The organism is Pandoraea sp. ISTKB, from assembly GCF_001721285.1.
In the GTDB taxonomy this organism is placed as follows: domain Bacteria; phylum Pseudomonadota; class Gammaproteobacteria; order Burkholderiales; family Burkholderiaceae; genus Pandoraea; species Pandoraea capi.
In genome coordinates this window covers 36,951-61,496 of record NZ_MAOS01000042.1, presented here as the reverse complement: position 1 = coordinate 61,496, position 24,546 = coordinate 36,951, and the positions used below count along the sequence as shown (strand labels likewise).

At 65.7% G+C, this 24,546-nt stretch carries 18 protein-coding genes; 6 read left to right on the top strand and 12 right to left on the bottom strand.

The window, feature by feature from the left end; all coding sequences use genetic code 11:
- Positions 1 to 70: 70 nt before the first annotated feature.
- Positions 71 to 1,321: an NAD(P)/FAD-dependent oxidoreductase gene (locus A9762_RS16875; RefSeq protein WP_083254013.1), complete on the top strand. Its 1,251-nt coding sequence runs from the start codon at positions 71 to 73 to the stop codon at positions 1,319 to 1,321.
- Positions 1,322 to 1,428: 107 nt separating this feature from the next.
- On the opposite strand, the gene A9762_RS16870 is transcribed toward A9762_RS16875, so the two are convergent.
- The 8 genes from A9762_RS16870 to bcsB form a co-directional block, all read right to left on the bottom strand.
- Positions 1,429 to 2,364 (bottom strand): universal stress protein, encoded by a 936-nt coding sequence (locus A9762_RS16870; RefSeq protein WP_069343169.1) that lies wholly within the window; start codon positions 2,362 to 2,364, stop codon positions 1,429 to 1,431.
- 256 nt (positions 2,365 to 2,620) lie between these two features.
- Positions 2,621 to 3,619, bottom strand: a complete 999-nt coding sequence (locus tag A9762_RS16865) for an aldo/keto reductase (protein WP_069343168.1) — start codon at positions 3,617 to 3,619, stop codon at positions 2,621 to 2,623.
- Positions 3,620 to 3,823: 204 nt separating this feature from the next.
- On the bottom strand, positions 3,824 to 5,467 hold the full coding sequence (bcsG, locus tag A9762_RS16860; RefSeq protein WP_069343167.1) for a cellulose biosynthesis protein BcsG: 1,644 nt from the start codon (positions 5,465 to 5,467) through the stop codon (positions 3,824 to 3,826).
- Between the two features lie 133 nt (positions 5,468 to 5,600).
- Positions 5,601 to 8,258, bottom strand: coding sequence for a UDP-forming cellulose synthase catalytic subunit (gene bcsA, locus A9762_RS16855; protein WP_069343166.1), 2,658 nt, complete (start codon positions 8,256 to 8,258; stop codon positions 5,601 to 5,603).
- Positions 8,255 to 9,049 carry a cellulose synthase operon protein YhjQ/BcsQ gene (locus A9762_RS16850; protein WP_069343165.1) on the bottom strand — a complete coding sequence of 265 codons (795 nt, stop codon included), beginning with the start codon at positions 9,047 to 9,049 and terminating at the stop codon, positions 8,255 to 8,257. The genes bcsA and A9762_RS16850 overlap by 4 nt, the downstream gene beginning before the upstream one ends.
- Before the next feature lie 3 nt (positions 9,050 to 9,052).
- Complete coding sequence (locus A9762_RS16845; RefSeq protein ID WP_069343164.1) at positions 9,053 to 12,925, bottom strand: cellulose synthase subunit BcsC-related outer membrane protein; 3,873 nt, start codon at positions 12,923 to 12,925, stop codon at positions 9,053 to 9,055.
- On the bottom strand, positions 12,910 to 14,175 hold the full coding sequence (gene bcsZ, locus A9762_RS16840) for a cellulose synthase complex periplasmic endoglucanase BcsZ (protein ID WP_069343163.1): 1,266 nt from the start codon (positions 14,173 to 14,175) through the stop codon (positions 12,910 to 12,912). The genes A9762_RS16845 and bcsZ overlap by 16 nt, the downstream gene beginning before the upstream one ends.
- Positions 14,176 to 16,524, bottom strand: coding sequence for a cellulose biosynthesis cyclic di-GMP-binding regulatory protein BcsB (gene bcsB, locus A9762_RS16835; protein ID WP_069343162.1), 2,349 nt, complete (start codon positions 16,522 to 16,524; stop codon positions 14,176 to 14,178).
- Between the two features lie 285 nt (positions 16,525 to 16,809).
- Between bcsB and A9762_RS28935 the strand changes: the two genes are divergently transcribed.
- Genes A9762_RS28935 through A9762_RS16815 form a run of 4 tightly spaced genes read left to right on the top strand, consistent with a single transcriptional unit; the run spans position 16,810 to position 20,982 of the window.
- Positions 16,810 to 17,130, top strand: a complete 321-nt coding sequence (locus A9762_RS28935) for a hypothetical protein (RefSeq protein WP_170836263.1) — start codon at positions 16,810 to 16,812, stop codon at positions 17,128 to 17,130.
- Between the two features lie 6 nt (positions 17,131 to 17,136).
- The gene (locus tag A9762_RS16825) at positions 17,137 to 17,787 is read left to right on the top strand and encodes an HAD-IB family hydrolase (protein WP_069343160.1); all 651 of its coding nucleotides are present in this window, start codon (positions 17,137 to 17,139) and stop codon (positions 17,785 to 17,787) included.
- 16 nt (positions 17,788 to 17,803) lie between these two features.
- Positions 17,804 to 19,765, top strand: a complete 1,962-nt coding sequence (locus A9762_RS16820; RefSeq protein ID WP_069343159.1) for an FUSC family protein — start codon at positions 17,804 to 17,806, stop codon at positions 19,763 to 19,765.
- A 53-nt stretch (positions 19,766 to 19,818) separates the two neighbouring features.
- Positions 19,819 to 20,982, top strand: a complete 1,164-nt coding sequence (locus tag A9762_RS16815) for a class I SAM-dependent methyltransferase (RefSeq protein ID WP_069343158.1) — start codon at positions 19,819 to 19,821, stop codon at positions 20,980 to 20,982.
- Positions 20,983 to 21,111: 129 nt separating this feature from the next.
- On the opposite strand, the gene A9762_RS16810 is transcribed toward A9762_RS16815, so the two are convergent.
- Positions 21,112 to 22,422, bottom strand: a complete 1,311-nt coding sequence (locus tag A9762_RS16810) for a TIGR03862 family flavoprotein (protein WP_083254010.1) — start codon at positions 22,420 to 22,422, stop codon at positions 21,112 to 21,114.
- Between the two features lie 201 nt (positions 22,423 to 22,623).
- On the opposite strand from A9762_RS16810, the gene A9762_RS16805 reads away from it, so the two are divergent.
- Positions 22,624 to 23,373, top strand: a complete 750-nt coding sequence (locus A9762_RS16805) for a class I SAM-dependent methyltransferase (RefSeq protein ID WP_069343156.1) — start codon at positions 22,624 to 22,626, stop codon at positions 23,371 to 23,373.
- A 39-nt stretch (positions 23,374 to 23,412) separates the two neighbouring features.
- Here the strand turns inward: A9762_RS16805 and A9762_RS16800 are convergent, their stop codons facing one another.
- The 3 genes from A9762_RS16800 to A9762_RS16790 all read right to left on the bottom strand — a co-directional run bounded on the left by A9762_RS16800 (position 23,413) and on the right by A9762_RS16790 (position 24,512).
- Entirely contained in the window at positions 23,413 to 23,604 is a 192-nt protein-coding gene (locus A9762_RS16800; RefSeq protein ID WP_069343155.1) for a DUF2964 family protein, read from the bottom strand.
- Positions 23,605 to 23,816: 212 nt separating this feature from the next.
- Positions 23,817 to 24,020, bottom strand: a complete 204-nt coding sequence (locus A9762_RS16795) for a DUF2964 family protein (protein WP_069343154.1) — start codon at positions 24,018 to 24,020, stop codon at positions 23,817 to 23,819.
- Positions 24,021 to 24,218: 198 nt separating this feature from the next.
- A complete protein-coding gene (locus tag A9762_RS16790; RefSeq protein ID WP_069343185.1) occupies positions 24,219 to 24,512 on the bottom strand; it encodes a DUF1488 domain-containing protein in 294 nt (97 codons plus the stop codon).
- Between the last annotated feature and the right edge of the window lie 34 nt (positions 24,513 to 24,546).

Here is a 24,546-nt window from a genome sequence, read left to right as displayed (position 1 = left end):
ATGCATTACACTGACGCCCAAATTCAACTGACTTCCTCCTGCTTCCTTCGCCTCCTTGGCATTTATCTCCATGTCCGAAGCCACCTCCACCACCCTCATCCTCGGTGCCGGTCAAGCCGGCGGCGAAACCGCACTCGCGCTTCGTCAACTCGGCTACACCGGCCGCATCGTGCTCGCCGGCAGCGAAACCCATCTGCCGTATCGCCGTCCGCCGCTCTCGAAGGCGTTCCTCGCCGGACAGGCCGATGAAGCCAGCCTGCTGATCCGTCCGGCCGATGGCTGGGAAAAGGCCGACATCGACGTACGCCTCGGTGTCACCGCGACGGCCATCGATCGTGCCGCGCACACCGTGTCGTTCGACGATGGCCAGACCGTGAGCTACGACCATCTCGTGCTCGCGCTCGGCGGGCGCGTGCGTCCCCTGCCGATTCCCGGCGGCGATGCCCCCAACGTCTACTATCTGCGCAACATCGCCGATGCCCAGCGCCTGCGCGAAGCCCTTGCACCGGGCAAGCGCGTGGTGGTGGTCGGCGGCGGTTACATCGGCCTGGAAGTGGCGGCGAGCGCCGTCAAGGCCGGGGCCTCGGTAACGGTGCTCGAAGCTGCGCCGCGTCTGCTGGCGCGCGTGGCAGAGGCCGATCTGGCCGGGTTCTTCGCCACGCTGCATCGCGAGAACGGTGTGGACGTGCAGGTCGGCGTCGGTGTGACGGCGCTGGAGCAGGACGCCGACGGCCGGGTCGTGGCCGTGGTGGCCGGTGAGAAGCGTCTCGAAGCGGACGTGGTCGTCGTCGGTATCGGTCTGATCCCGAATGCGGAACTGGCACAGGCTGCCGGGCTCGCCGTCGACAACGGTATCGTCGTGGATGAATTTGCCCGTACCAGCGATCCCGCCATTCTGGCCGTGGGCGATTGCGCGCACCACGATCACCCGGCGCTGGGTCGCCGTATCCGTCTGGAATCGGTGCCGAGCGCCAGCGAGATGGCCAAGGTGGCCGCGAGCGTGGTGCATGGCGATGCGCCGAAGGCCGTCGCCACCGCCCCGTGGTTCTGGTCGGATCAGTTCAACGCCAAGTTGCAGATGGTCGGCATGACCGACGGTCACGACACGGTCGTCGAGCGTCGTCTGCCCGACGCACAGGGCGCCGCCGTCTTCATGCTGTTCTATCTGCGTGAGGGCGCCGTCGTAGCCGCTGCGAGCATCAACCGCGCGCAGGAATTCATGGCGGCCCGCGAACTCGTCGGACGCCGTGCCGTGGTCGATCCCGCGCGTCTGGCCGACGCCGCAACGCCGCTCAAGACGCTGCTCGCCGAACTCGCCTGATCGACGGGAATGCGCACGTCGGCCATGGGGCAATATGGCAGTACGCCGATACCCGCTCGACGTGCGCTCAGGACCTAGACCACCAAGTGCTATCCCCCGTCCTCCGATCAGGACGGCGCTGCGTGTGCAGGTAACAGCAAGACCGGACGGCCCGCGTGACGGGCCGTATCTTCGGCCACGCTACCCAGCGTGAAGCGACGGAAGCCACGTCGACCGTGCGTGCCCAGCACGATCACGTCGACGTCGGCGTCCTTGCCGGCCGCAATGATCTGATCGGCCACGCCCTCGCCCACCGGCTGAATCTCCCGCATCTCGATTTCCCCCGGCACCTCCGCCTCGCGCAACCGTTTTTCTGCCCAGTTGCGCACCTGTTCGCCCACGGCACGCACGGCGTCGAGCAGCGGCTCGGGATCGAACCCTGCGAGGAACGGTCCGGGCAAGTCCAGCACGTGCACCACGCGCATCGATGCGCCGTGCGTTCGCGCCAGCGTCAACGCATATTCGAACGCCTGACGTGACGTCTCGCTGTCGTCCAGCGCAACGAGAATCCGTTCGTAATGCCCGCCCGAGCGAAGCGGCAAATGCGGCCGGGCTTCCCCCGCCACGAGCATCACCGGCACTTCGGCGCTGCGCAGAATCTGTTCGGCGACGCTGCCGAGCATCGCCCGGCGCACGCCGCTACGCCCGTGCGTACCGACGATGATGATGTCCGCGCCCCACTCGATAGCCTCTCGCGTCATGGCCTCGGGAACCGTCTCCCCCGTGGTACGCAGGTCGAGCAGATGCGCCTGCGCGTCGAATCCTTCCTCGCGCAGATACAGCACCGCCCGCGCGAGATGCTCCTCGCCTTCGCGCTGCATATCGCGGCGCACCTGTTCCAGATCGATGAGTTTGCCGAAAGCCGCCGTCAGCAGATTGACGGGGTCTTCCACGGTGTGAATGACGCGGATCACGTCGCCGTTGCGCGCAAAGGCGGCGGCCTCGCGCAACGCACGGCGGGATGACTCGCTACCGTCGGTCGCCAGCAAAATGCGTTTTGTCATGAGCAGCCTCGCGTTGGGAGCCGAAAGGAATGCCATGCGTGGGACGCGTCATCGCGTGTTTCGCCTGACGAACACCGCACGACGTTTCTACTATACCGCCCGATCGGGCGCGAAAGCCACCCTGTCGCGCGCCCTTTCGGGTGCGAAACGACCTTCCTGCGACCGATCTTTGATGCAACGCAAAACGCCACAGGCCCGCGCGAACGGGCCTGTGGCGTATGACGGAATGCGTCGGTGTGAAGCGAATGTGCGACGCTTAGCGCGCGGCGTCGCCCCAGCGGTAGGCGTGCGAGGCGTCGTCGAGCTTCGCCTTGAGTTCAGGCGGCAGCTCGTAATCGATCGTGCCGAGCGTTTCGGTAAGTTGCTCGACGCGGCTCGCACCGATGATCGCGGACGTCACGACCGGATTGGCCAGCACCCAGGCCAGCGACAGGCGGGTCAGCGACTCACCGGCGTCCTGCGCGATGCCCTTGAGCGTTTCGATGGTCTCGAACTCGCGTTCGTGCCAGTAACGCTGCTGATACATGGCACCGGCCTTGCCGACGGTCGCCGCCGTGAAGCGGCCTTCGGTCGGTGCGGCATCATGACGATACTTGCCCGTCAGCAAGCCCCCGGCGAGCGGGTTGTAGGGGATGACGGCCAGCCCTTCTTCGCTCGCGAGCGGCAGGAGTTCGCGCTCGATCTGACGGAACAGCAGGTTGTAGCGCGGCTGGACCGACACGAAACGCGCCACGCGCAGCACGTCGGCACGGCCAAGCGCGCGGGCAAGACGGTAAGCCAGGTAGTTCGATACGCCGATATAGCGCGCTCTGCCCGACTTCACGATGATGTCCAGCGCTTCGAGCGTCTCGTCGATGGGCGTGTCGGTATCGTCGGAATGGAGTTGGTAGAGATCAACGTAGTCGGTGCCGATGCGCGAGAGCGAAGCGTCGATGGCGCTCAGCAGGTGCTTGCGCGATGCCCCCTTGTCCCACGGCGACGGCCCCATCTGGCCGCAGGCCTTGGTCGCCACGATGAACTGATCGCGGCGGCCCTTCAGCCAGCGGCCGACGACCTCTTCGGTGCGTCCGACGAGCGACGTGTCGGCGCCCAGCGGATAGACGTCGGCGAGATCGATGAAGTTGACGCCCGCCTCGGCCGTACGATCGAGGATGGCATGGCTGGCGGCTTCTTCGGTTTGCAGACCGAACGTCATGGTGCCGAGGCACAGGCGGGAAACAGTCAGGCCGGTGCGGCCGAATTTCGTGTATTGCACGGTAACTCCCGGAGTTTTCGAGGGCACAAACTGCGCTGCCCGCGTGCGCGGGCAAGGTGCACAGTATGCGCGATTCCGGAAAAACGCGTACGAGGTCGCCGCACGCATTCGAACGATGACGGTGCTCCGCCGCACAGTCGCCACATCGACGTCACCCCGCCGTCACCGCCTCGTCAGCCCGCCGTCAGGCGGCGGTCATCTGCGCTATTCGAGCGACTTCAGGTCGAGCCAAACACCGTCGGCGCCGCGAATCAGCATCTTGCCGCCGTACTTCATCACGGTCGTCTGTTCGTTGGCCGCCACGAATGCCGTCTGCGGGAGGTCGTTCGCGTATTGCGCCAGATCCGGCGTGCCCGCAAACGGGTTGTTCGCCACCAGATGCGAGATCAGCGTCATCATCGCCAGATAGCTCGTGGGCGTGGATATCGTCACCGGCGAGCCGTGCGAGGCCGTTGCACCGTCGCCGAAGCCAACGAGTTTGACGGCCACCGGCACGTGCGTAATTTCCGGCAGCGGAATTTCGCGCATGCCCGAGATCTGCAACTTGCTGCCGCGTAGCGCCGCCCCGTGTTCCGGCACGAACACCACGACCGCCTTGCGGCCCGACTTGGCGATGGTGTCGATGAACTGGCTGAAGTCGTCGAACAGCGTCTTCGCGCGCACCGGATAGCTCTGCACGCTGGTGAGCTTCGAACCTTCGAGACGATTGCCGTCATGCAGCGAAATGGTGTTGTAGTAAAGCGCCACGCGCTTGTCCGACATGGCCGTGCGCTGCTTCCACCACGCTTGCAGCACATCGCCGTCGGAGCGGATCGGGGTTTCGTCGAACGCTCTCATGGCCACGCGCGCATGCGTGTTGTCGAACGGCGTGACGCCCGGCACGTTGAAGTTCTGCTGCACTTCCTGCATGAAGTTGTCGAAGTGCCCGTCGTGGTTCATCGCCAGCGACGGCGTGAAACCGAGGTTCTTCAGGTCGCTCATCACATAGCACTGCGGCCCGGCCTGATCGTACAGCGCCTTGTGCGTCGGCTGGCCGCAGCCGGCGCGCAACACACGGATCGCTGCCGGGCCGCTGTAGCTCGCCGCTGAATTGAAGTTCTTGAAGACGAAATCGAACTTCGAGAGCAACGGTTGATTGTCGAGGTTGTCGACGTCGAGATCGTCCTGGGCGAGCGAGCAGATGTGCAGGAAGATGATGTCGAAGTCGGGGCCTGCCCCCGCCTGCGTGGGCAACGAGACCGAGCGCGTGAGTTCGCGCGAATAGAAGCTGTTGAGCGCGGCGTTCGGGTTCGCGTCGGGCGGCACTTCGCCGTCGCCCGTCAGGAATGCGTTGCCACCGCCTGCGCCCGCCGAGGCATTGCCAGCCCCCTCGCCCGCACCCGCCGCGAGCACCGTGGTGTCGCCCTGCGCGGCGACCACCGGCGAGACGGCGACCAGCGTCCCGACACGCAGCACACCCGGCACGATAAGCAGGGCAAGCAGCACGAAGGTGGTCACGCGCACCCAGCGGTTCACGATCCAGTACGCCAGCACCATGATGGCGAGCAACAGCCAGTCGCGCGCGGGCACGAAGCGTCCGAGCAATTCGATGATGTACGAGAAGCGGAACTGCATCAGCGCCGGCAACTGTTCGATGAAGCGCGCGAACGGCGGCAGATTCGAGTCGTAATAAAGCAGCGCCGCGCCCAGCGGAATGGCGATCACCTGCCGCGCGATGCGTGCCCAGCGCGGACGCAGCCGCACCACGAGAAACAGCGCGAAGAGAAAGTTCGGCAGCACGTGGAAGCCGATGATGCCCGCCCACAGCAGCAACAGCTTCAGGATGAAATAGAGGTTCCAGATGCCCATCGTATGGTTCCCTTGGGTCGCCGCGTCATTGACGGCTCACGTTCTGCCGATGTCTCGTTGTCTCACCCGATGCGTCGGATCGTCGCCGCACCCACCGGGCCTGTTGTGCCGTCTTACGTCTTCGGTCTTGATCTTACGTCTGCCGTGCGCCGCGCAGACGGTTCTGCCAGCGCGTCACCAGTTTGCCCAGCAAATAGTTGGCGAGCACCTGATAGCCACGCAGGCCCATCGCCAGCATTTCGAACAGCGCCTTGATCGGTTCGTCGCGCGTGCGCTCGGCGTCCCAGTCGCGCCATGCATCGGCGCGCCCGAACGTGAACTGCACGAGATGCTTGTCCTGCTCGGCCGTGAGCGGCAGGAACGACAGGAACAGATCGTGTCCGCGCGCACCCACCACACTCACCGGAAAGCCGTATTCCGTTGCGCCGCGCGCGAGTGCTACGTGCGCCTCGGTGCCCACCGCCGGATCGATCGCCACCGGCAGCACCAGCGCCAGCCCGCCGCCGGAGAAGTCGCGCGTGTGGCAAGCCATCGTCCGACCATCGGGCAGATACAGCGTCGCGGGCATGCGCATCGACACGCGGTGCGTGCGCCGCACTTGCTTGACTTCCGTCGCCACAGCCACGGCTGCGCCCAGCACCGCGAGGTTGAACGTCACCCACAGCAGGTTGAAGACCAACGCGCCGGATTCGTGCGCCGGGCCATAGAAGTAACGCAGGATGCCCGCGAGAAAACCCGCCACGTTGAAGCCGAGCAGCACCAGATACGGCTTCGAAATGCTCCAGTCGAAGAAGCTTTGTTCGATCAGCCCACCCTTGGCCGTCACGTTGAACTTGCCGTAGCGCGGGTTGATGAAGGCGACGGTCGTCGGTAGCGCGACGTACCACGCCAGCACGGCTTCGTAGACGTCCGACCAGAACGAGTGGCGGTACTTGCCCTGAATCCGTGAGTTCGCAATGTTTGCGTGCGCGATGTGCGGCAGCACGTAGGCACAGATGCTCAGCGCCGCCGCCTGCACGATATGCAGCCCGAAGAACAGATAGCAGATGGGCGCGAGCAGGAAGATGATGCGTGGAATGCCGTAGAAGAAGTGCAGCATGCCGTTCGCGTAGCAAATCCGCTGTCCGAGTTTCAGACCTCGCCCGAACAACGGATTGTCGACGCGGAAGATCTGCGCCATGCCGCGCGCCCAGCGAATGCGCTGGCCCACGTGACCGGAGAGCGATTCGGTCGCCAGACCCGCAGCCTGCACCACCTTCAGATACACCGTATTCCAGCCGCGACGGTGCATCTTGAGCGCCGTATGGGCGTCTTCCGTCACTGTCTCGACGGCAACCCCGCCGACCTCGTCGAGCGCGGTGCGACGCAGCACGGCACACGAGCCGCAGAAGAACGATGCGTTCCAGAAGTCGTTCCCGTCCTGCACGATCCCGTAGAACAGACGCCCTTCGTTCGGCACCGCGCCACGCGTGGCCAGATTGCGCTCGAACGGGTCGTCGGAGAAGAAGTGGTGCGGCGTCTGCACGAGCGAGCATCGATCGTCCTTGAGGAACGAGCCCATCGTCGTTTGCAGGAACGAGCGCACGGGGATGTGATCGCAGTCGAAGATCGCGATGAACTCGCCCTGCGTCTTGCCGAGCGCGTGGTTGATGTTGCCCGCCTTCGCGTGGCGATTGTCGGGGCGTGTCATGTAATGCACGCCAGCAGCTGCCGCGAATTCACGCATCTCCTGACGACGTCCGTCGTCGAGCAGATAGATGTTGAGCTTCTCCGGCGGCCAGTCGATCCCGCAGGCCGCATAGACGGTCGGGCGCACCACGTCCAGACCTTCGTTGTACGTCGGGATGTAGACGTCGACACTCGGCCACAGACTAGTATCGGGCGGCAGCGGCGTAATGCGCCGCTGCAACGGCCAGATCGTCTGGATGTACCCAAACAGCAGGATCATCCACGTGTACATTTCGGCGGCCACGAGCGTATAACCGACAGCAGCTTCGGCAGCCGTGTCGAACGCCAGCGATTGCGTGAGACGCCACCACACATAGCGGATCGTCGACGTGAGCGACAGGCCGATGAGCACCAGCACCGAATACTGGCTGTCCAGCCGCCGGAACACCAGCGCCAACGTCAGCGTGCAGATCGAGAACAGCAGTTGCGAGAAGGGATCGAACGGGGTCGTCACGATCCAGAACACCCCGATCAGGCCGAGCAGCGCGACAACGGTCGACGTCACGCGCCACTGCATCACCTTTTCCAGCTTCTTGTCGAACTTGTGCGCGAGTTCGGCGGGCGTATCCGGGGGGATGCCGAAGAGCGACTGCACCAGCCACAGACGCAGACGTTCGTTGCCCGAGCGGAACGCGAGCCAGGCGGTGTACGGCGGGAAGGCCGGACGCCTGTCGGGCCGACGCCAGATCATCGCTCTGACGACTTGCCAGAAGCTCGCATCGGGCGGCACGTCGAGCCGTTGCGTGACACGCTCGTTGAACCACGCGAGCGCCCGGCCCGGATAATCGGGGCGACCGGTACGTGCAGGCTGAAACACGAGGCGCAGCCACCAGTCGCGCCATTCGTCGAGTTGACGGACATCCAGCCGCACCGCCAACCGGGCCACCAGATGATCCGTCATCTGCGAGATCCACAACCGGTGGCGCGGCGAGCGTACCGTTGCCGCAAGCAGCCATTGCATGGCGCCGGGCGCGCGACCGTCCGGACGATTCGGCAAGACGAGGCGTATCGCGAGAATGTCGCGTCCGAGCCGGTAGAGGGAGCCGAGTGCGTCGCTGATCATGTGCGTGTGCCTCCCGGTCCGCTGCCGGCGCCCTGCTTGCCGTCGGAGGCGTCTTCCGCGGCCGTCGCGCGTGCCAGCCACGCTTCGAGGTGGACGAAATCGAGTGCGGCCTGCGAGCCATCGTCGGCCCTGGCAAGCGATCTGCCATTCGCCGCCGCACGGCCGACGGCGTCGTCACGATGGATACGCAGGGGCACGACCGCATCGCCGCCGCGCGCCTGAATCAGATGGAGCAGATCGTTGTTCAGCGGCGAATTCGATGCCGCCAGATTCGGCACCATCTGCGCCCTTCCCCGACAGGCCGTCATCAGATCGGATTGCGTGACGTAGCCGGTCGTCGTCACCGGCACCACGCCCAGCACCAGATCGGCAGCAGCCACGGCGGCCTGTGCGATGGTGTCCGGCAGGCGCTGCGTGTCGATAAACACGCGCGTGCCCGACGGCCATCCGAGCGCATCGAGCTGACGACGCAGACCACCCGTGTCCCCGCTCAGCCATGCGCCGAAGGCCATCAGGGTGGTGGCGTCGTTACGTCCGGCGGGCAACAGCGGCACGCCTTCGGGCGTCTCGCGCAGTACGGCCCGCCAGCCGTCCGGCGCCACGCCCGGCGACAGTACGCCGGTCTCGCAGGTCTCACGCAAGCCTAGCAGCGCACCGATGCTGTTCTGCGCGTCGAGTTCGAGCACGGCCACCGAGTGCCCGACATGCGCGAGCTGTGCGGCAAGATGCGCAGTCACTGTGCTGCGTCCGGCACCGCCGGCACTGGAGACGATAGCGATGAGCGTCAGCATGGGTCAGTAACTCCAGATCGGCCGGACCGGCGACGGCGGCATCGGCACGTCGCCACGACGGGCATCGAAGTGATAACGCATATAGACGAGGAAGCGATTCGGCGCGTAGTAGTCGGAACGCTCGAACTGCACCTGACCGCCGATCACCCAATGGCGGTTGACCCAGTACTCCGCGCGTCCCGTGACCGAGAAACCCACGCCGAAACCGCCGCCCGAGCCGTACGTCAGATCGCCGCTGGCGGCCTGCAACGCGCCATTGGTCGGGAAGTACGGCATCGCTTTCTCCTGACTTTGCGAGAACGACACCGACCCGCGCAGGTAGTAGGACCAGCGTTGCGTGCGTCCGTACCATTCCAGCGGCAGCGTGAGCGAGACGTAGGTCTGTGGGCTGTAATACCCGCCGTGGCCGTAGGTGTAATACCGCTCGTTCTGCGCGAAGCTGTCGAAGAACAACGTGACACCCGTGTTCAATCGCATGTCGCGCTTGTAGATCAGCGGCAGGTCGACACCCGCGCGCGCCGACACTTCCGAGTTGTTCAGCACGTTCTCGCCGGTCAGACGCGCCACGCTCGCCTCGCCGAAGATGCCCCACTTCGTGAAATCGCGTGAGGCGTGGAACGTGATCGCATCGCGGCGCACGCCGCCCCATTTGCCGTCGCCGAAGATTTCAGGCAGCGGCAGATAAGCGCCCGCATACGACACCATGCTGCCGGTCATCGGCCGACGTGACGCGTCGACCCAGTAGTTGTAACGGCCCAGATTGCCGAACAGACGCACGCCCCCCGTCACGTACGAAATCGGGAAACCGATCGGCGTGTGGCCGATATCGGCGCGAATCCAGTCGTTTTCATATCCCAGCATGAGCGCCTGCCCATGTGCCTTCTGACGCTTGGTGCCGTAGTCGCGCAGCAGGCCGGGGTTGGCCGCACGGAACGCATCCACGTTGAGGAACGGCAGCGTGCCGAAATTCGATGTCCCGTTGAGCGGCAAGTCGCCCGAATCGGCGCTGACGTAATCCGTCTGCGCGAAGACGTGACCGTCGTAGCCCACGGCGTACTGCCCGTACAACGGCACAGCGCGCGCATTGAACATGGAGATGCCGCCGTCGCCCTTCTTCTGGTCGATTTCGTAGCCCGCCGCCACATAGCTGTTACGACGCGACTCCAGCGAATCGATGGCCGACTCGGCAGACGTCATGCCGTCGTATCCCGGCAGTGCGCCCTGCACGATCTCTTCCTTGCGTGCCTGGTCGTACCAGCCTTTGGCCTCGTTGTAGTGCCGCTGCGACTGGGCGATGCGACCCCGCTGTACGGTGACGGCCGACGTGTCGGGAAACTGGGTGCGCAGCCGGTCGTTCAGGGCAATGGCCTCGTCGTAGCGCTCCATCGCGGTGAGACGTCGCACGGCGGCGAGTTGCGTCCAGACGTCATCGGGCGCGGCCTCGGCCAGCGCGCGGTCGAGTTCGCGGTTGGCGGCTTCGTCATCCTGCAATTCGTATAGCACGCGCACCAGCGACAGACGCGCATCCTGATTCGTCGGGTCCTGCCGGATCTGGTCCTCGGCGATCTTGCGGGCGTCGTCGTAGCGGCGTTCGTCGAAATAGATGTCGCCGAGCGTCGAGAGCGCACGCTTGTCTGGCGGCTGACGCGAGAGCAACGGTTCGAGCTTTTCCTGCGCCGTGCGGAAGTCGCCCAGCGCGCGCGCCCTGTCGGCCTGCCGCAACGCCAAACGATCCTGAAGGTCCTGCCATTCGTCACGCTGGTCGGCGCCGAGTGTGGCCGGATCCATGCTGGTGAGGAACGTGCCGAGTTCGGTGTCACGCTCGGCGGTATTGAGGAGTTCGGCGTAACGAAGTTGGGCGTCCGGCTGCGGCTTGTCGGCGTGCGCGGCGAGCCAGTCGCGCATGAGCGCGAGGCCCTGCTCCGGTTGTCCCGCGCTCACCCGGGCGCGTGCGACTTCGCCGATCAGTTCCGGATCGTCCCCCGCCAACGTGAGGGCTTCGGCGTAACGACGCTCGCTTTCGTCCTCGTTGCCCGCCGCATGCGCTTCGCGCGCCAGACGCGCCGTGTCGCGAATCGCGAGCGTCGTGCGCATGCGCTGGATCGACGGCGTGACGTTCGCCGCAGGAATCTGCGCGAGCGATTCGCGGGCACCGGTTTCGTCGTCGATCACATTGAGGTAGATGGCCTGCGCGTAGAGCATCTGCGCGCGATCGTCTGGTTCGAGCGGCTGACGCATGCCTTCGGTCATGACCTCGCGGCCGATCTGCGGCAGCCGGAGTTTGCGATACAGACTGGCGAGCGCGTAGCGTGTCCAGGCATTGCCCGGATCGAGTGCGACGGCGCGCTCCAGCGCGGCCAGCGCCGGGCCGTTGTGACCTTCGGCAATGGCGCGATCGGCGTCGTCGGACAGCGCGGCAGCCTCTGCCTTGTCGAAACGCGCCTTGTCCTGTGGGAAACGCCGACGCAGGTCGCCCAGCAGATTCGCCAGCTCGGTGCGTCGCTGCTGACGCGAGTACAGCGTAATCATGCCGCGCAGCGCCGTATCGTTGTCCGGCTCGATCTTCAGCGCCTGCTGGAAGAGTTTCTCGGCATCGTTGTCGCGCTTGTCGTCCAGCGCAATGTCACCGAGCAACGCCAGTCCGTCGGGATTGTTCGGGTCGCTGGCGAGTGCGCTGCGTACCAGCCGGTCGGCATCTGCGAGACGGCCAGCGTCGCGGGCATCGCGCGCGTCGGACATCGCGCCCCAGAACTGCGAGGTTCTGAGCAGGCTGCGCCATTTGCCCGCGTTATCCGGGTCCTTTCGCATCGCCTGTGAAAACAGCTCCTGAGCGCCCTTATGGTCGCCCTGACGCATCTTCACGAGGCCCAGCGAGCCGAGCAACTCGCCGTCGTTGGGACGTTTGACACGCGCCGCGTCGAGCGACTTCTCGGCCTCGTTCAGCCGCCCCTGATCCAGCGCCTTGATGCCCGCCTGCCGGGACTTGTAGGCAGGATCGTTGAGCATGCGCGTGCGCGCCGCCTGCTGTGCACCCAGCTTGTCGTACGCGGCGCGAATATCCGCATCGTTCGGCGCCAGCGCCAGATAACGCTGATACAGCGGCAACCAGGCCAGGTTGCCGTCTGCCTTCGAGAGCCCTTTTTGCCAGAGCGGCAACAGCGCATTGAGGTCCGCATTCGGACGTGCCGCCAGCTCCGCGACCATGCGCGTGCCCGCCAGACGGCTCGACGGCCGGTCGATCATCAGTTCAGCCAGCGACTGCGACGCACGCGAATCCTCGGGCGACGCCTTCGACAGATTCGCCAGCCCCTGTTGCGCCGCGGGCCAGCCGTTGGTCGCGTTGGCCTGTGCACGGTAGTACTCCACACCGAGGTCGCCGCTGGGCGGGCCGTCGGGGAACAGTGCCTTGTACTCGGCGAAGGCGGCGTCGGCCTGTCCGCTGCGTTGGAGCAACCGGGCGCGGGCAATGCGGGATTTGTCGACGGTATTGATGCGAATCACGTCGGCCAGCGCTTTGGTCGCCGGTGCATTCGGATAGCGCGCACGCAGCTTCTGCAACGCCTTGTTCGCGTCCGCCGGCTTGTTTTCCTCGATGTCGATCTGGCCGAGCAACGAGAGCACGTCGGGTTGGTCCGGCTGCACGAGCAAGGCCTTTTCGAGCGCCGCGCGGGCGAGATCGTTGCGATGCCGCGAGTGCCAGAGCGTTGCACTGGCGAGCAGGGTGCTGACGTCGCGATTGGCCACAGCGGCGCCCGGCTTGGCCGTCGTGTTCGCCGCATTGGTCGGGGACGGCGCGGGCGCAGCGCGCACGTGCCCTCCGCTGGCGGCCATCAGCAGGCAGGTCATGCAGGCGGAGCGGATCAGCGTGTCGCGCAAACCGCCTCCCAAGGCACTTCCAGCGTGCCGTCGGCCGCGAAGCGAAAGCGCGCCTCGTGCCAGCCGAGTCCGAACAGCGAAAGCACCGAGCTGTAATAGCCCGGCGGCGATTGAGCGTCCAGTGAGCGGGCCCGATCGGCCTGCCCCCGGGCGAGCGCCGTGTCACCCACGGCTTGCAGCAGCGGGACGAGCGCCGCCGAGAACCCGGCGCCACCCTCCTCATGTCCCTGCTTAGCCTTGCCATCGCGCGTGTCGACCCGCTCGGGCGGTGCGCCGTGCGCGGCCACGTACTTGAGCATGCCGCCGAAGGTGTGCATCAACGCGCGGAAGTCGTCGCTGCCCGGGGCGAGCATGCCCGCCCAGAGATAGACCCGAATGGCGTTGTAACTCCCTTCGCCCTGCGTCTCGGGATCGACTTCGAAGCCGCGTCCGGCGCGATACATCGCCCATTCGGGGGCGAAGCCCAGCGGCGGCGCGGTGAGCGTAATCTGCTTGAGCGATGACGTAATGAGTTGCCCCCAGCCGCTATCGGGAAACAAGCCTGCGAGACGCCGCACCACTTGCATCGGCACGTAGCTGGGGTTGAGTCGCCACAGGTCTTTCGCCGGATGGAAACCCACGGGCGCGGGCAACAGCGTGCGCCCCAGGCCGGGGATGAAGTCGGTCTCCTCGGACGCAATCCGACGCGCCAGGAGCGCCCCGAGCGCGGTGTAGCGACGCACCTTCCACAAGCGTCCCGCTTCGCCCAGCGCGTAGGCGATCCACATGTCGGCATCACTCGCGGGGTTGCTGTCGAGCACCGCCCACTGGCCGTCATCCTTCTTGCCCCAGAGCCACGCGGGCAGATGCGCCGTCAGATCCCCTTGCGCGAGATTGTTGACGGTCCACTCCAGCACCTTGTCAAAGGTTGCCCGGTCATTGGCGACGACGGCAAACACGAGGGCATACGCCTGCCCTTCGGAGACCGTGCGCAGGTCGGGCATGCTCGGGTCGACGACACGGCCGTCGTCGCTCAGGAAACCGGCCTTGAAGCGGGTCCAGGCAGACCAGTCGACCGGCGGGCATGCCCGGGAGACGGTCGACGGCGCGGCCGTGGCCGCGGACGCCGCAGGCGCCGATACCCCCGACGGCTTCGCGGGCGCACCCTGCGCGGCGGACGTCACACCGGCGAGCATCGGCCCCGCGCCACAGGCGACGAGCGCCCGCAGCACGGCCCGACGGCGCCGTCTGTCAGCATCGGCGCGTGTCATTTACTTCTCCAGCCGACGTGCCGCGCGACGCTGCAACCAGCCGAAACACTTGAGCGCGATCGCGAACGCCGCCAACAACGCAACGAGACCCACCAGAATCGGATGACTCGAGAGGTGGTAGCGAATGCGCGTCCACCAGCTCACGTCGCCCACGAAGTAGGTCTGCCCCAGCCGGTACGAATCGGCACGATCCCCATGGATCACGGCCAGATCGCCGTGGATGGACGTCTTGTTGTTGTCGATGGCATCGACGACACTGAGCAGCGCATCGTCGCTCGAGGCGTTGATGGCGACCACCGAGCGCGCGCTGCTGACCGGCGACTCGAAGCCGACCAGCGCCGCAAGCGGACCACCCGACTGTGCGTCCATGCGCGCCGGACCGATGCGGCTGGCGGCGAGCGCCGAGCCGGTCGCGCCGTCGCCCCGATAGCCCTGCGGCTGGGACTGCATCACGCGACGCGTCTGATCGATGATCAGCGGCAGATTCTTGCCCCACTTGGTCAGCAGATCGGCCGCGTCCTTGCCGCCCACGACCAGCAAATCGCGACCCTTGAAGCGGTCGGTCTGGGACGTATCGAGCACTTCGAAGCGATCGGCATAGGCCCCCGTCGAGCGGCCGAACTGTCCGAGCGCGGAGAACACCGTTTCCAACTCCGCCTTGTCAGGCGTCTTCGACACGACGACCGCCGTCTGCGCCAGATCGGCGTACTTGGTGAACGGGAAACCGCTGCCGACGAAGAAACTCAGGTTCGGCATCTCGGCGTAGTGCGGCAGACCACTGAAATCGATGGTCGAGTCGGCGTCGATGGCCGAGCGTGCCGCGTTGGTGATCGTCTGGCTGCACATGCCTTCCTTGTGCGGCTCCATCGCGAACTGGAACGACAGCGAGTTGCGCGACGCCACCTGAAACGCCGGAATGCGCACTTCCTTGCGATCGGCCATGGTGCCGTCGGAGAGCAGTTCGACGAGCATATGGCTCTTGTCACTGCTCGCCCCCGCCGAGCGCAGGCGATACGCGCGCACGAACTGATCGTTGATCGATACGCTCATCGACGAGTCGTCGGGCTTGACCGGCGGCGTATAGCGATACTTCAGATCCATCGGCACGCCCGTGTTTTCCCACGTGAGCAGGTCGGCCGGCAGATTCAACTGGATGCGGATCGGCCACGGCATGTAGCCGCTCCCCTGCAAATCGGCCGGATTGTCGACCAGTTCGCCCAGCTTCACGGGACGATCGGTGCGCACCCAGCGCGGCGCGTCGTAAGCCGGGCGCGGCGGCAAGGGCTGGAGTGCATCGATACGGGCCGAGTCGCCCGAGAGCGCGGCACGACCGGAGACGAGCGCAAGCGCTGCCGTCTCGAGATCCTTGGCATCACGCCCCTGAAGCACGAGCAGCTTGAGCGAGGGATCGTTCGGATTCGAAACCATGCGCAGCGTGGGACCCTCGACCTTGGGCAGATCGAGGCCCGGCACCATGGTGTCGTTGGTGACGAACGCGATCGCGTGCTTCGACGGCAACGCGCTCACGCTGACCGGGAAGCGCGTACGACGATAATCCCCGATGGCGCCTGCCCATGTCGCCACGACCCCGGCGGCGTGCACCACGGCCAGCGAGGGCTGCGAGCCGAACACGAACGGAATGGACTGATCGCGGTTGTCGTGCCGGTCGAAGAATGGCGCGGGCAGCGTCGACAGGTCGTTGCGCAGCGTCAGCGGCTGCGTGCTCGTGACGATCTCGCTCTGCGGACTGACGTCGGCCCACAGGCTGGAGTGCATCGGGTCCTCGCACTCCATCGTGTAGTGCCCGATGAGCACGAGGCGCACGCGATTGAAGCCCGAGAGCATGCGCGGATCCAGCGGAATCTCACGGATGAGATTCTTGCCGCCGTCCGCCTTGTTGAACGGCAACGTCGCGATCAACTCTTCGTTCAGATATACCTTGAGTTGCGAGAGATCGGGAATCAGCGCCGGGGAATACGTGTAACGCAACCGGAGCAGTGCCGAGGCCACCGTCTGATCGAGTCGGATTCCGAAGTTGACGTCGCCCGACCCCTCGGTGCCACGCAGGCGCAGCCCGTTCGTCTGCCCTAACTGAGCAAACGTGACGGTGCGCTGACTCGCGCCGGGGGCAGCCGGCATCGACACAACGGACGCGCCGCTATCCGGCGAAGCGCTCGCGGCCGAGGCTGGCTCAGGTGCAGCGGCAGTGCCCGCAGGGGCCTTGCCTGCCCGGCCTCCCGTTGGCGCTGCTCCCGCGAGCATGACACCACCGGGGTCCATCGCTGCGGCGACCAGCAGGCAGATGGCTGTGATTTTTGTGTATTGCGACCAAGACGCTCGAAGCTGCATGTGAGATGCCTCATCTGTTCTTGTGCTGCATATTCGCCATATCGCCACGCGCAACACCCTCATGACCCGACGTCTCATCACGTCGTCAGGCAATCCGAAGATTGCCAAGGCCCGGCGGGACAGCGTTACTCGTGTTTTCAGAATGGCACGTTGCGCCATGCTAGCTTGCCTCGGTGTCAATGAGCAAGCAGGCGCTGTCCTACAAGTGTCGTGCCACGGGCACATCGGACGACCTGTTGGCATGGCGATTGCCGTGCCTGCAACGCACCGTATAGAATGCCCGGCATGAGCCCTCACGAATCTTCGGAACTCGCGACGTCCGCCTCTGCCAATGGCAGCGGGTCGGCCATGCCCGCCCCCGTACAGGCGCGCGCACAAGCCGCCGACGCGATGATCGAACGTCGCTATCCGTCGGACGTCGACCGATTGCGTGAGGTCGTCGGCACCGATGTGCTGCCGTTCTACCGGGACGAACAAGCGATCGTCGCCGGACGGGAGGCTAGCGAGCGCTGGCCGCATCTGGTTGCGGTCGCGGATTCGCGTGACGGTTCCGAGGGTCGTGGCGCGGGACTCGAGAGCGCTCCACGTTCGGCGCAGGCGAACTGACTTCGCATGCCAGACACCTCCATCGTCGCCGCCTTCGACTTCGACGGGACGATCTCCACCACCGACAGTCTGCGTGTGTTCGTGCGAAGCACTGTCGGCACGCCACGCTTCGTGCTCGGCGCATTGCTCGCCGCCCCCTGGCTGCTTGGCGCCGCCTTCCACCTCATAGACCGCGGCACCGCCAAGGCGGCGTTCTTGCGCGCCACGCTCGGCGCACGCCCCCGGGCGCAGCTCGACGCCGATGCGCAGCGCTTCGTTCAGGATCGACTACCGGCACTGCTGCGCCCCGAAATGTTGGCGCGCGTTCGGCAGCATCGGGCGCTGGGACACCGGATCGTTCTCGTCAGCGCCTCGCCCGGCGTGTATCTGCGCCCGTGGGCGGCCTCCGTCGGTTTCGAGGCAGTCCTGTGCACCGAACTCGCTTTCGATGCGCAGGACCGGTTCGCCGGCGTCTTCGCCCAGCCGAATTGCTGGGGACCGGAGAAAGTGCGACGTCTCGAAGCGTGGTGGGGACCCACACCCCCGCGCGTGCTCTTCGCCTATGGCGACAGCCGTGGTGACAAAGAGATGGCCGAGCGTGCCGACCATGCGTGGATCCGGGGTCAGGGCAAGCTCATGCCACTCACCGACGCCGACGCGCCCACGCGCGCGTCCTGAGTTCACCCAGGGTCCGATGACGACGCCGCCGCCCCCACTACCGCAGACACCCGGCGCCGGTCGCCGTGTCGCGTGGATGTCGCGTCTGGCGCGGCTCGAACCCGTCGCGTTCTCGCGCTGGGACGCTGTCCATGCTGCCCTCTCCGTCGCCGTGCCCACGGCCATCGGTGCGGCCATTGGGTTCGGCGCCGATGCTTCGCTCATCGCGCTCGGCGCGCTGCCCGCCATCACCGGCGACCGCACCGGCCCGTATCGCGCCCGCGCACGCTCCATCCTCATCACCATCGTGACCGGCGTGCTGGGGTTTCACGCGGGCATGCTGATCCACGATGTCGGCGTGACTCATCCGTGGCTCGCGCATGTGCTGCTCCAAATCGCCATCCTGCTGCTCAGCTTCATCGGCACGTTCGGCAACGTGGCGTCTGCCGCGACGCTGCAAGGCGCGGTCTATCTGATCGTCGGCTGGGGGCTCGCGCTGCCGCCGCCGGAATGGCGCGCGCCGCTATTGCTGGCCGCCGGCGGGATCTTCAGCATGCTGCTGATGGCCGTGCATTGGCTCCGGCACCCGGGCGCGGCCGAGCGCGACGCCGTCGCCGCCATCTACCAGCAACTCGCGAACGTGCTGGATGCCAGCGGCACGCCGCGTGTCACGCTTGCGCGGCGGTCGCTGGAGAACGCCATTGCGGCCGCCTACGACACCTTGCTCACGGCGCGGGCCAGCACATCGGGTGGCTGGGAAATCCTTGAGCGCCGTGCCGCGCAAATCCTGGCCGCCGAACCCATTACGTCGGCCGTCATCGGGCTGGCGCAAGGCGGACAACGCGTGCCGGCACCGTTGGGCAAGGCCTTGTACGGCGTGGCCCGAAGCATCGCGAGAGACCGGCCGGTCGATCTCGACACCGCCGTGGCGGCTGCCAGGGAGCAACATGCGCCGACGTTGGCGGCTGCCCTTCACCGGGCAGAACCGTTGCTCACGGGCACCGTTCACGCGGCGGAAGCGCCGTTGGTCGCGCTGGCGCGTCATCAGGCGCGTGCCACGGCCCATCCGCGCTGGATGCCGAAGTGGCCTTGGCCTGACGTCTGGCGCTATCTCGTGCGCATCGGCTTGTGCGTGCTCGTGGCGCAGATCTTTATTGCGCTGACGGCCTTGCCGCGCTCCTATTGGGTGCCGCTGATCGTCGTGGTCATCTTCAAGCCGAACTATGGCTCGGTGTTTGCGCGCGCGTTGCAAAGCGGCGTGGGCAGTATCGTGGGCGTGGCGCTTTCGGCTGCCGTCGTCGCCATCGACCGGAACGGCTGGTTCAATCTGGCGACGCTGGTCCCGCTGGCCGCCTGTCTGCCGTGGGCCCTGCGACGCAATTACGGCCTGTTCAGTGCGCTCCTCCTGCCGATCCTGATGCTGGTGATGGGTGCCTTGCAGCCGGGCAATCAGGACATTGCGCTGGCGCGCTTCATCGATGCCGTGGCGGCATGCGCCATCGTGTTGCTCGTCGGCTATCTGCCGTGGGCGAAGTGGGAGCGGCGTCAGTTGGACGAGCGCATCGCCAACGCGCTCGACGCGCTGGGGCGCTACGCCGCGCTGGCGGACACGCATGACACCGATGCGGCTTTTGCAGCGCGCCGTGCCGCATACAAAGCATTGGACGACACGCGTATCGCCTTGCAACGGGCATTGTCGGAGCCGCCGCTCGTGAGTCGTCGAGCGGCAAGGTGGTGGCCCGCGCTTGTCTCGCTGGAGCGGGTGGCGAACGCGATCACGGACACCATCCCGCATGGCGACGACCACAGTGCGCCGGTGCATCCGGGCGCCGCGATCCTCACGCATATGGCTGCGGCGCTGCGTCACAGCGGGCCGGTGCCGGTGTTGCCTGACGGGCCGATCGAGGGCATCGACCCGATATTGAATGGTGTTCTGCGCGAAGCCATCGCCATGCTCTTTGGCGCGCCGGACGCCGAAGACAGGTCAACGCAGGCATAATGCGGGCTTACGGCGCACTCCGGTACGCCGCCACGCAACTCAGAAGACACCGCATGAATGAATCCCCGACGCTAGCCTGGACCGAAGACGGTCGCCCCGTCACTGCCCACTGGCGCTCAGAAGCCGGCGTGATGCCACCGCGTCGCGTCGAAGTCGTTGACGACACCGTCACGGCGGACGAAGCCTACCACCTCGCTTGCGGCGGCACTGCCCTGCTCTATCGCGGCGACTATCAGAACGCCCGGCAATTGATGCAGGCCATGGCGCGTCGCGTCGACCGGCCGCCGCATCGGCCCCGTCGCAAGCCGACGGCCAAGGACACCCCGGCACCGGCCCCGGCCGATGCTTTCCACAAGCACCGCATGGCGCAGGCGCAGCGCGCGCGCATTCTTGGCATGGTGCTGATTCCGCTCGACGCCGACTACGGCATTCCGCTGCGCCGCGCGCCGGACGTGCGTGAAGCGTGTACCGAAGCCTGGGGCGCCCCGGACGATGTCGCATCGGTCGCCTCGCTGCGGGAAATTCTGGGTTTGATCGGTGCGCATGAATGGCGCAAGAAAGGTGTGGCGATTCCTGCGCTGGGTGGCGCGACGATTCACCCGTGGTATGGCGTGTTTTCGCCCGTACGCGGCGAGTATCTGCAATTGATCGATCAGGCGCCGCTGCCGTCGACGTCGCTGGCGTTCGACGTCGGCACCGGCACGGGCGTGATTGCGGCATTGCTCGCACGACGCGGCGTACAGCAGGTCGTGGGCACCGACCGCGATCCGCGCGCGTTGGCTTGCGCCCGAGAGAACATCGCGCGCCTTGGTTGCGAGCGTTCGGTGAAGATCGTGGACGCGGACCTCTTTCCGGAAGGCAAGGCCCCGCTGATCGTCTGCAATCCGCCGTGGTTGCCCGCGAAGGCGAATGCACCGATCGAGCATGCCATCTACGATCCGGACAGCCAGATGCTCAAGGGCTTTTTGAGCGGGCTGGCCGCGCATCTCAGCCCGGGCGGCGAAGGCTGGCTGGTGCTGTCGGATCTGGCCGAGCATCTCGGCTTGCGCTCACGCGAGACGCTGCTGTCGTGGATCCACGGCGCAGGGCTTGTCGTGCTGGCGCGTCACGACGTCCGTCCCCATCACCCGAAAGCCTCCGACGCCAATGACCCGCTGCACGTCGCGCGACGTGCCGAAGTGACGTCGCTATGGCGTCTCGGCGTACGTCCGGCGTAATCGCGCAAACGCCTGTCCCTCTGAAGGGATAGCGCCCCTCCCCCTGCATCGGAAATGAAGAAGGGCTTCCTTGACGGAAGCCCTTCTTGCGTGCATCTCCACGGTCGACTGTTGCGCCGTCGGCCAACCTCAGCGCTGCGTCTCCAGATAGGCCGCTGCGCCATCGCCCGCGACGCACGCGCTGGCAAAGCAGGCGGTGAGCAGATAACCGCCCGTCGGCGCTTCCCAATCGAGCATCTCGCCCGCACAGAATACGCCGGGGAGCGCCTTGACCATCAGCGCCGCATCCAACGCCTCCAGCGACACGCCACCGGCGCTGCTGATCACCTCGGCAATCGGACGCGTGCGCAGCAACGTCAACGGCAAACGCTTGATGCCCGCTGCGAGTGCCGCCGCATCGTCGAATGTCTCGCGCGGCAAACACTCTCGCAACAACGCCGCCTTCACCCCCGCGATCCCCAACCGGCTCTGCAAATGACTCGCCATCGAACGCGATCCACGCGGGCGCGCCACTTCCGACGCGACACGCTCTGCCGCCCAGTCGGGGAGCAGGTCGAGATACACGTGCGTGCTGCCGTCCGTACGAATGGCATCGCGAATCGGCGCGCACATCGCATACACCAGACTGCCCTCGATGCCATGCTCGGAAATCACGAATTCGCCTTGGCGGGTCGTGCCGTCGGGCAACGTCATGGTGACCGGCTTGACCGGATGCCCCGCGAAACGCTCGCGCATATGGGGCGTCCAATCGGCCTCGAATCCGGCATTCGCCGGCACCAGCGGAACAACGCTCACGCCGTGCTCGCGAAGCGATGACACCCACGCCGCATCGGAACCGAGTTGTGGCCAGCTCGCGCCGCCCAACGTCAGCACCACCGCCCGGGCTTGCACCCATCGCTCACCACTCGGTGTCGAGAAACGCAGATGACCCGGACCTGCGGACGCACCCTCGTCCCACCCGAGCCAACGGTGCCGCACATGCAGGCGCACACCCGCCGCGCGCAGGCGCGACAGCCACGCGCGCAACAGCGGCGCAGCCTTCATGTCCGTCGGGAATACGCGTCCCGACGTGCCGACGAACGTATCGATGCCCAAGCGATGAGCCCATGAACGAACATCGTCGGCACTGAACCGGCGCAGCCACTGACCGACGGCCTCCGCCCGCTTGCCATAACGGGCCACGAAAGGCGCCGCCGGTTCGCTGTGCGTGAGGTTCATACCGCCCTTGCCCGCCATCAGGAACTTGCGCCCGACAGACGGCATCGCGTCGTACACGTCGACACGCCAACCTGCGGCTGACAACACCTCCGCCACCATAAGCCCCGCTGGCCCGGCGCCGATCACGGCCACGTCGATGACGTCAGCCGGGCGCGGCGTCGTACCGTCGTCAGCGGAAGAAAGTGAATCGGCAGAGGGTGTCGTGGGGATGGATGGGGGCATGCTGAAACGTCTTGTCACGAAAGATCGATGTCGCGTCACACGAGCCCGTGCGGCGAAGGCCGCCATTGTCCCACATCGGTGACAGGCGAACACCCTGAAACCACGTGACGCCGCCTTTGGCGTTACAATCGCTCCCCCGCTTTTTGTCCTCTGCCCCCGCGCACCTTTCAGTGCCCGTCGGGCGATACCGTGGAGCCTCGCATGTCGTCATCCGAGCCAGCATCGATCGGACGCACCGCGTATGCCAGTTTTGCCGAGCGCTACGCCGAGATTGCCGTCACCAAACCGCACAACGCGCTCTATGAGCGCCCCGCAACGCGGCAGTTGCTCGGCGAGGTCAGCGGGTTGCACGTGCTCGACGCCGGTTGCGGCCCGGGGATCAACAGTGCGTGGCTCGTCGAGCAAGGTGCAACGGTACACGGCATCGACGTGACGCCCGAAATGATTGCGCTCGCACGCAAACGTTGCGACGGCATGCCAGCCGCGTTCGATGTTCAGGACCTCGGCACCCCGTTCGTCACGTTGGCAGACGGCCGTTTCGACGCCATCGTGAGCGCTCTCGCCCTCGACTACGTGGAAGACCTTGGCCCGACGTTTCGCGAGTTTGCACGCGTTGCGAAGCCTGGCGCGACATTGGTCTGGTCGATGGGTCACCCGATGCGCGACTGGATCGACGAGCGCACGCGGCGCAACCGCACCTACTTCGAAACCACCCGCTTCGGGATGTACTGGAGCGGCTTCGGCGAACCGAAACCGTATGTGGAATCGTATCGCCGCCCGCTCGCCGGCATTCTGAACGCAGCCGCCGCCGCAGGATGGCGCCTCGAACAGATGGTCGAACCCCTTCCGCTACCGAAAATGAAGGCGGTCAGCCCGCGACTCTACGATGAGCTATCTCAGGTGCCAGCCTTCATGTGCCTGAAGGCGCGACTGGAAAAGCCTGCCGACTGAAGCGGCATGCCGTCGGGCAACGCAGCGCCCGGTGGGACTTCACGACTTGTCGCGCTCGCCCCAGGGAATAAGCATCGTGGCCGTACACGTCGCCCCCAGCAGCACCGCCGCCACACCGTAGCGCGAGACTTCCGGCAGGTTGTACAGCAGACCGTGGATCGTGGCGAAAATGCCGCCCAGCATGACGAAGGCAGCAAGGGAGGCAATGAAGACGCGGGTATCGGAGCACATACGTCACCTCGCAACGAGGCCACGCCCGTTGCGAAGCCAATCGCGACATCGCGAAATCCGCAGTTTCCAGCCCGTGATTTAACTGCATTACGGCGGACCTGCGCGAACTTCGGGTGCCTTGAATGACTTCGGCGGCGTCCCTCGATTTCAGTGTAGGACGCCATGCGCGAAACGGTTAACAAGGGTTAGCCAGTGCCCCCCGATGCTGAAGACTAGCGCTTGACGTCGCTCGCTTCGTCTTTCGGCCAGGGGGTAAGCATCACGACGATGAACAAGATGCCGAACAGCACCGTGATCACGCCGCCGTGCATGACGTGCGACTTGTCGTAAAGCAGACCGTGGATGGTGGCGAATGCCCCGCCAAGCGTCATGAATGCCGCTATCGAAGCGATGACGACGCGAAATTCCGAGCCCATAGCGACTCCTTATAGTTATCGGCAATGGTGCCGCTGGCGTGACTTCTTTAGCGGCAACACCAGTGTACGCCGATCCCTATACGTCGCCAATTGAGTCGCATGCCTAATCAATCCGGCATTGATCCTTGTCAATGCCGGGGGCTGAAGACATTCAGACCTTTACTCGATGGGAAGATGAAAGGCACCGTCAGGCGTGGTTCAACGACGCGCTTCGTGATGTTGCGCCCAGCGGAAATGGCCGCTGCGTAGCAACACCGGCCCAGGCAACCCCATGGCGAGATATTCGCGGGTCAGGGCGTGAATACGACTGCGACCGTACTCGAAGGCATGCAGCAGATCGTCGGCGCGGGCCGAGTGGGCGTGAAAGTGCGATTCCAGCGCCTCGGCCGACACCGCACAATCGATCGGCCGGCCATTGACGACAACGGCGAACTCGATCGTCAGGTCTTCGTAGTTGAACATGGGACGGTGATCCGGAAACTCGATTTGCATGGCGGCACCCCCGGTTGACGAAAGGACGCAATCG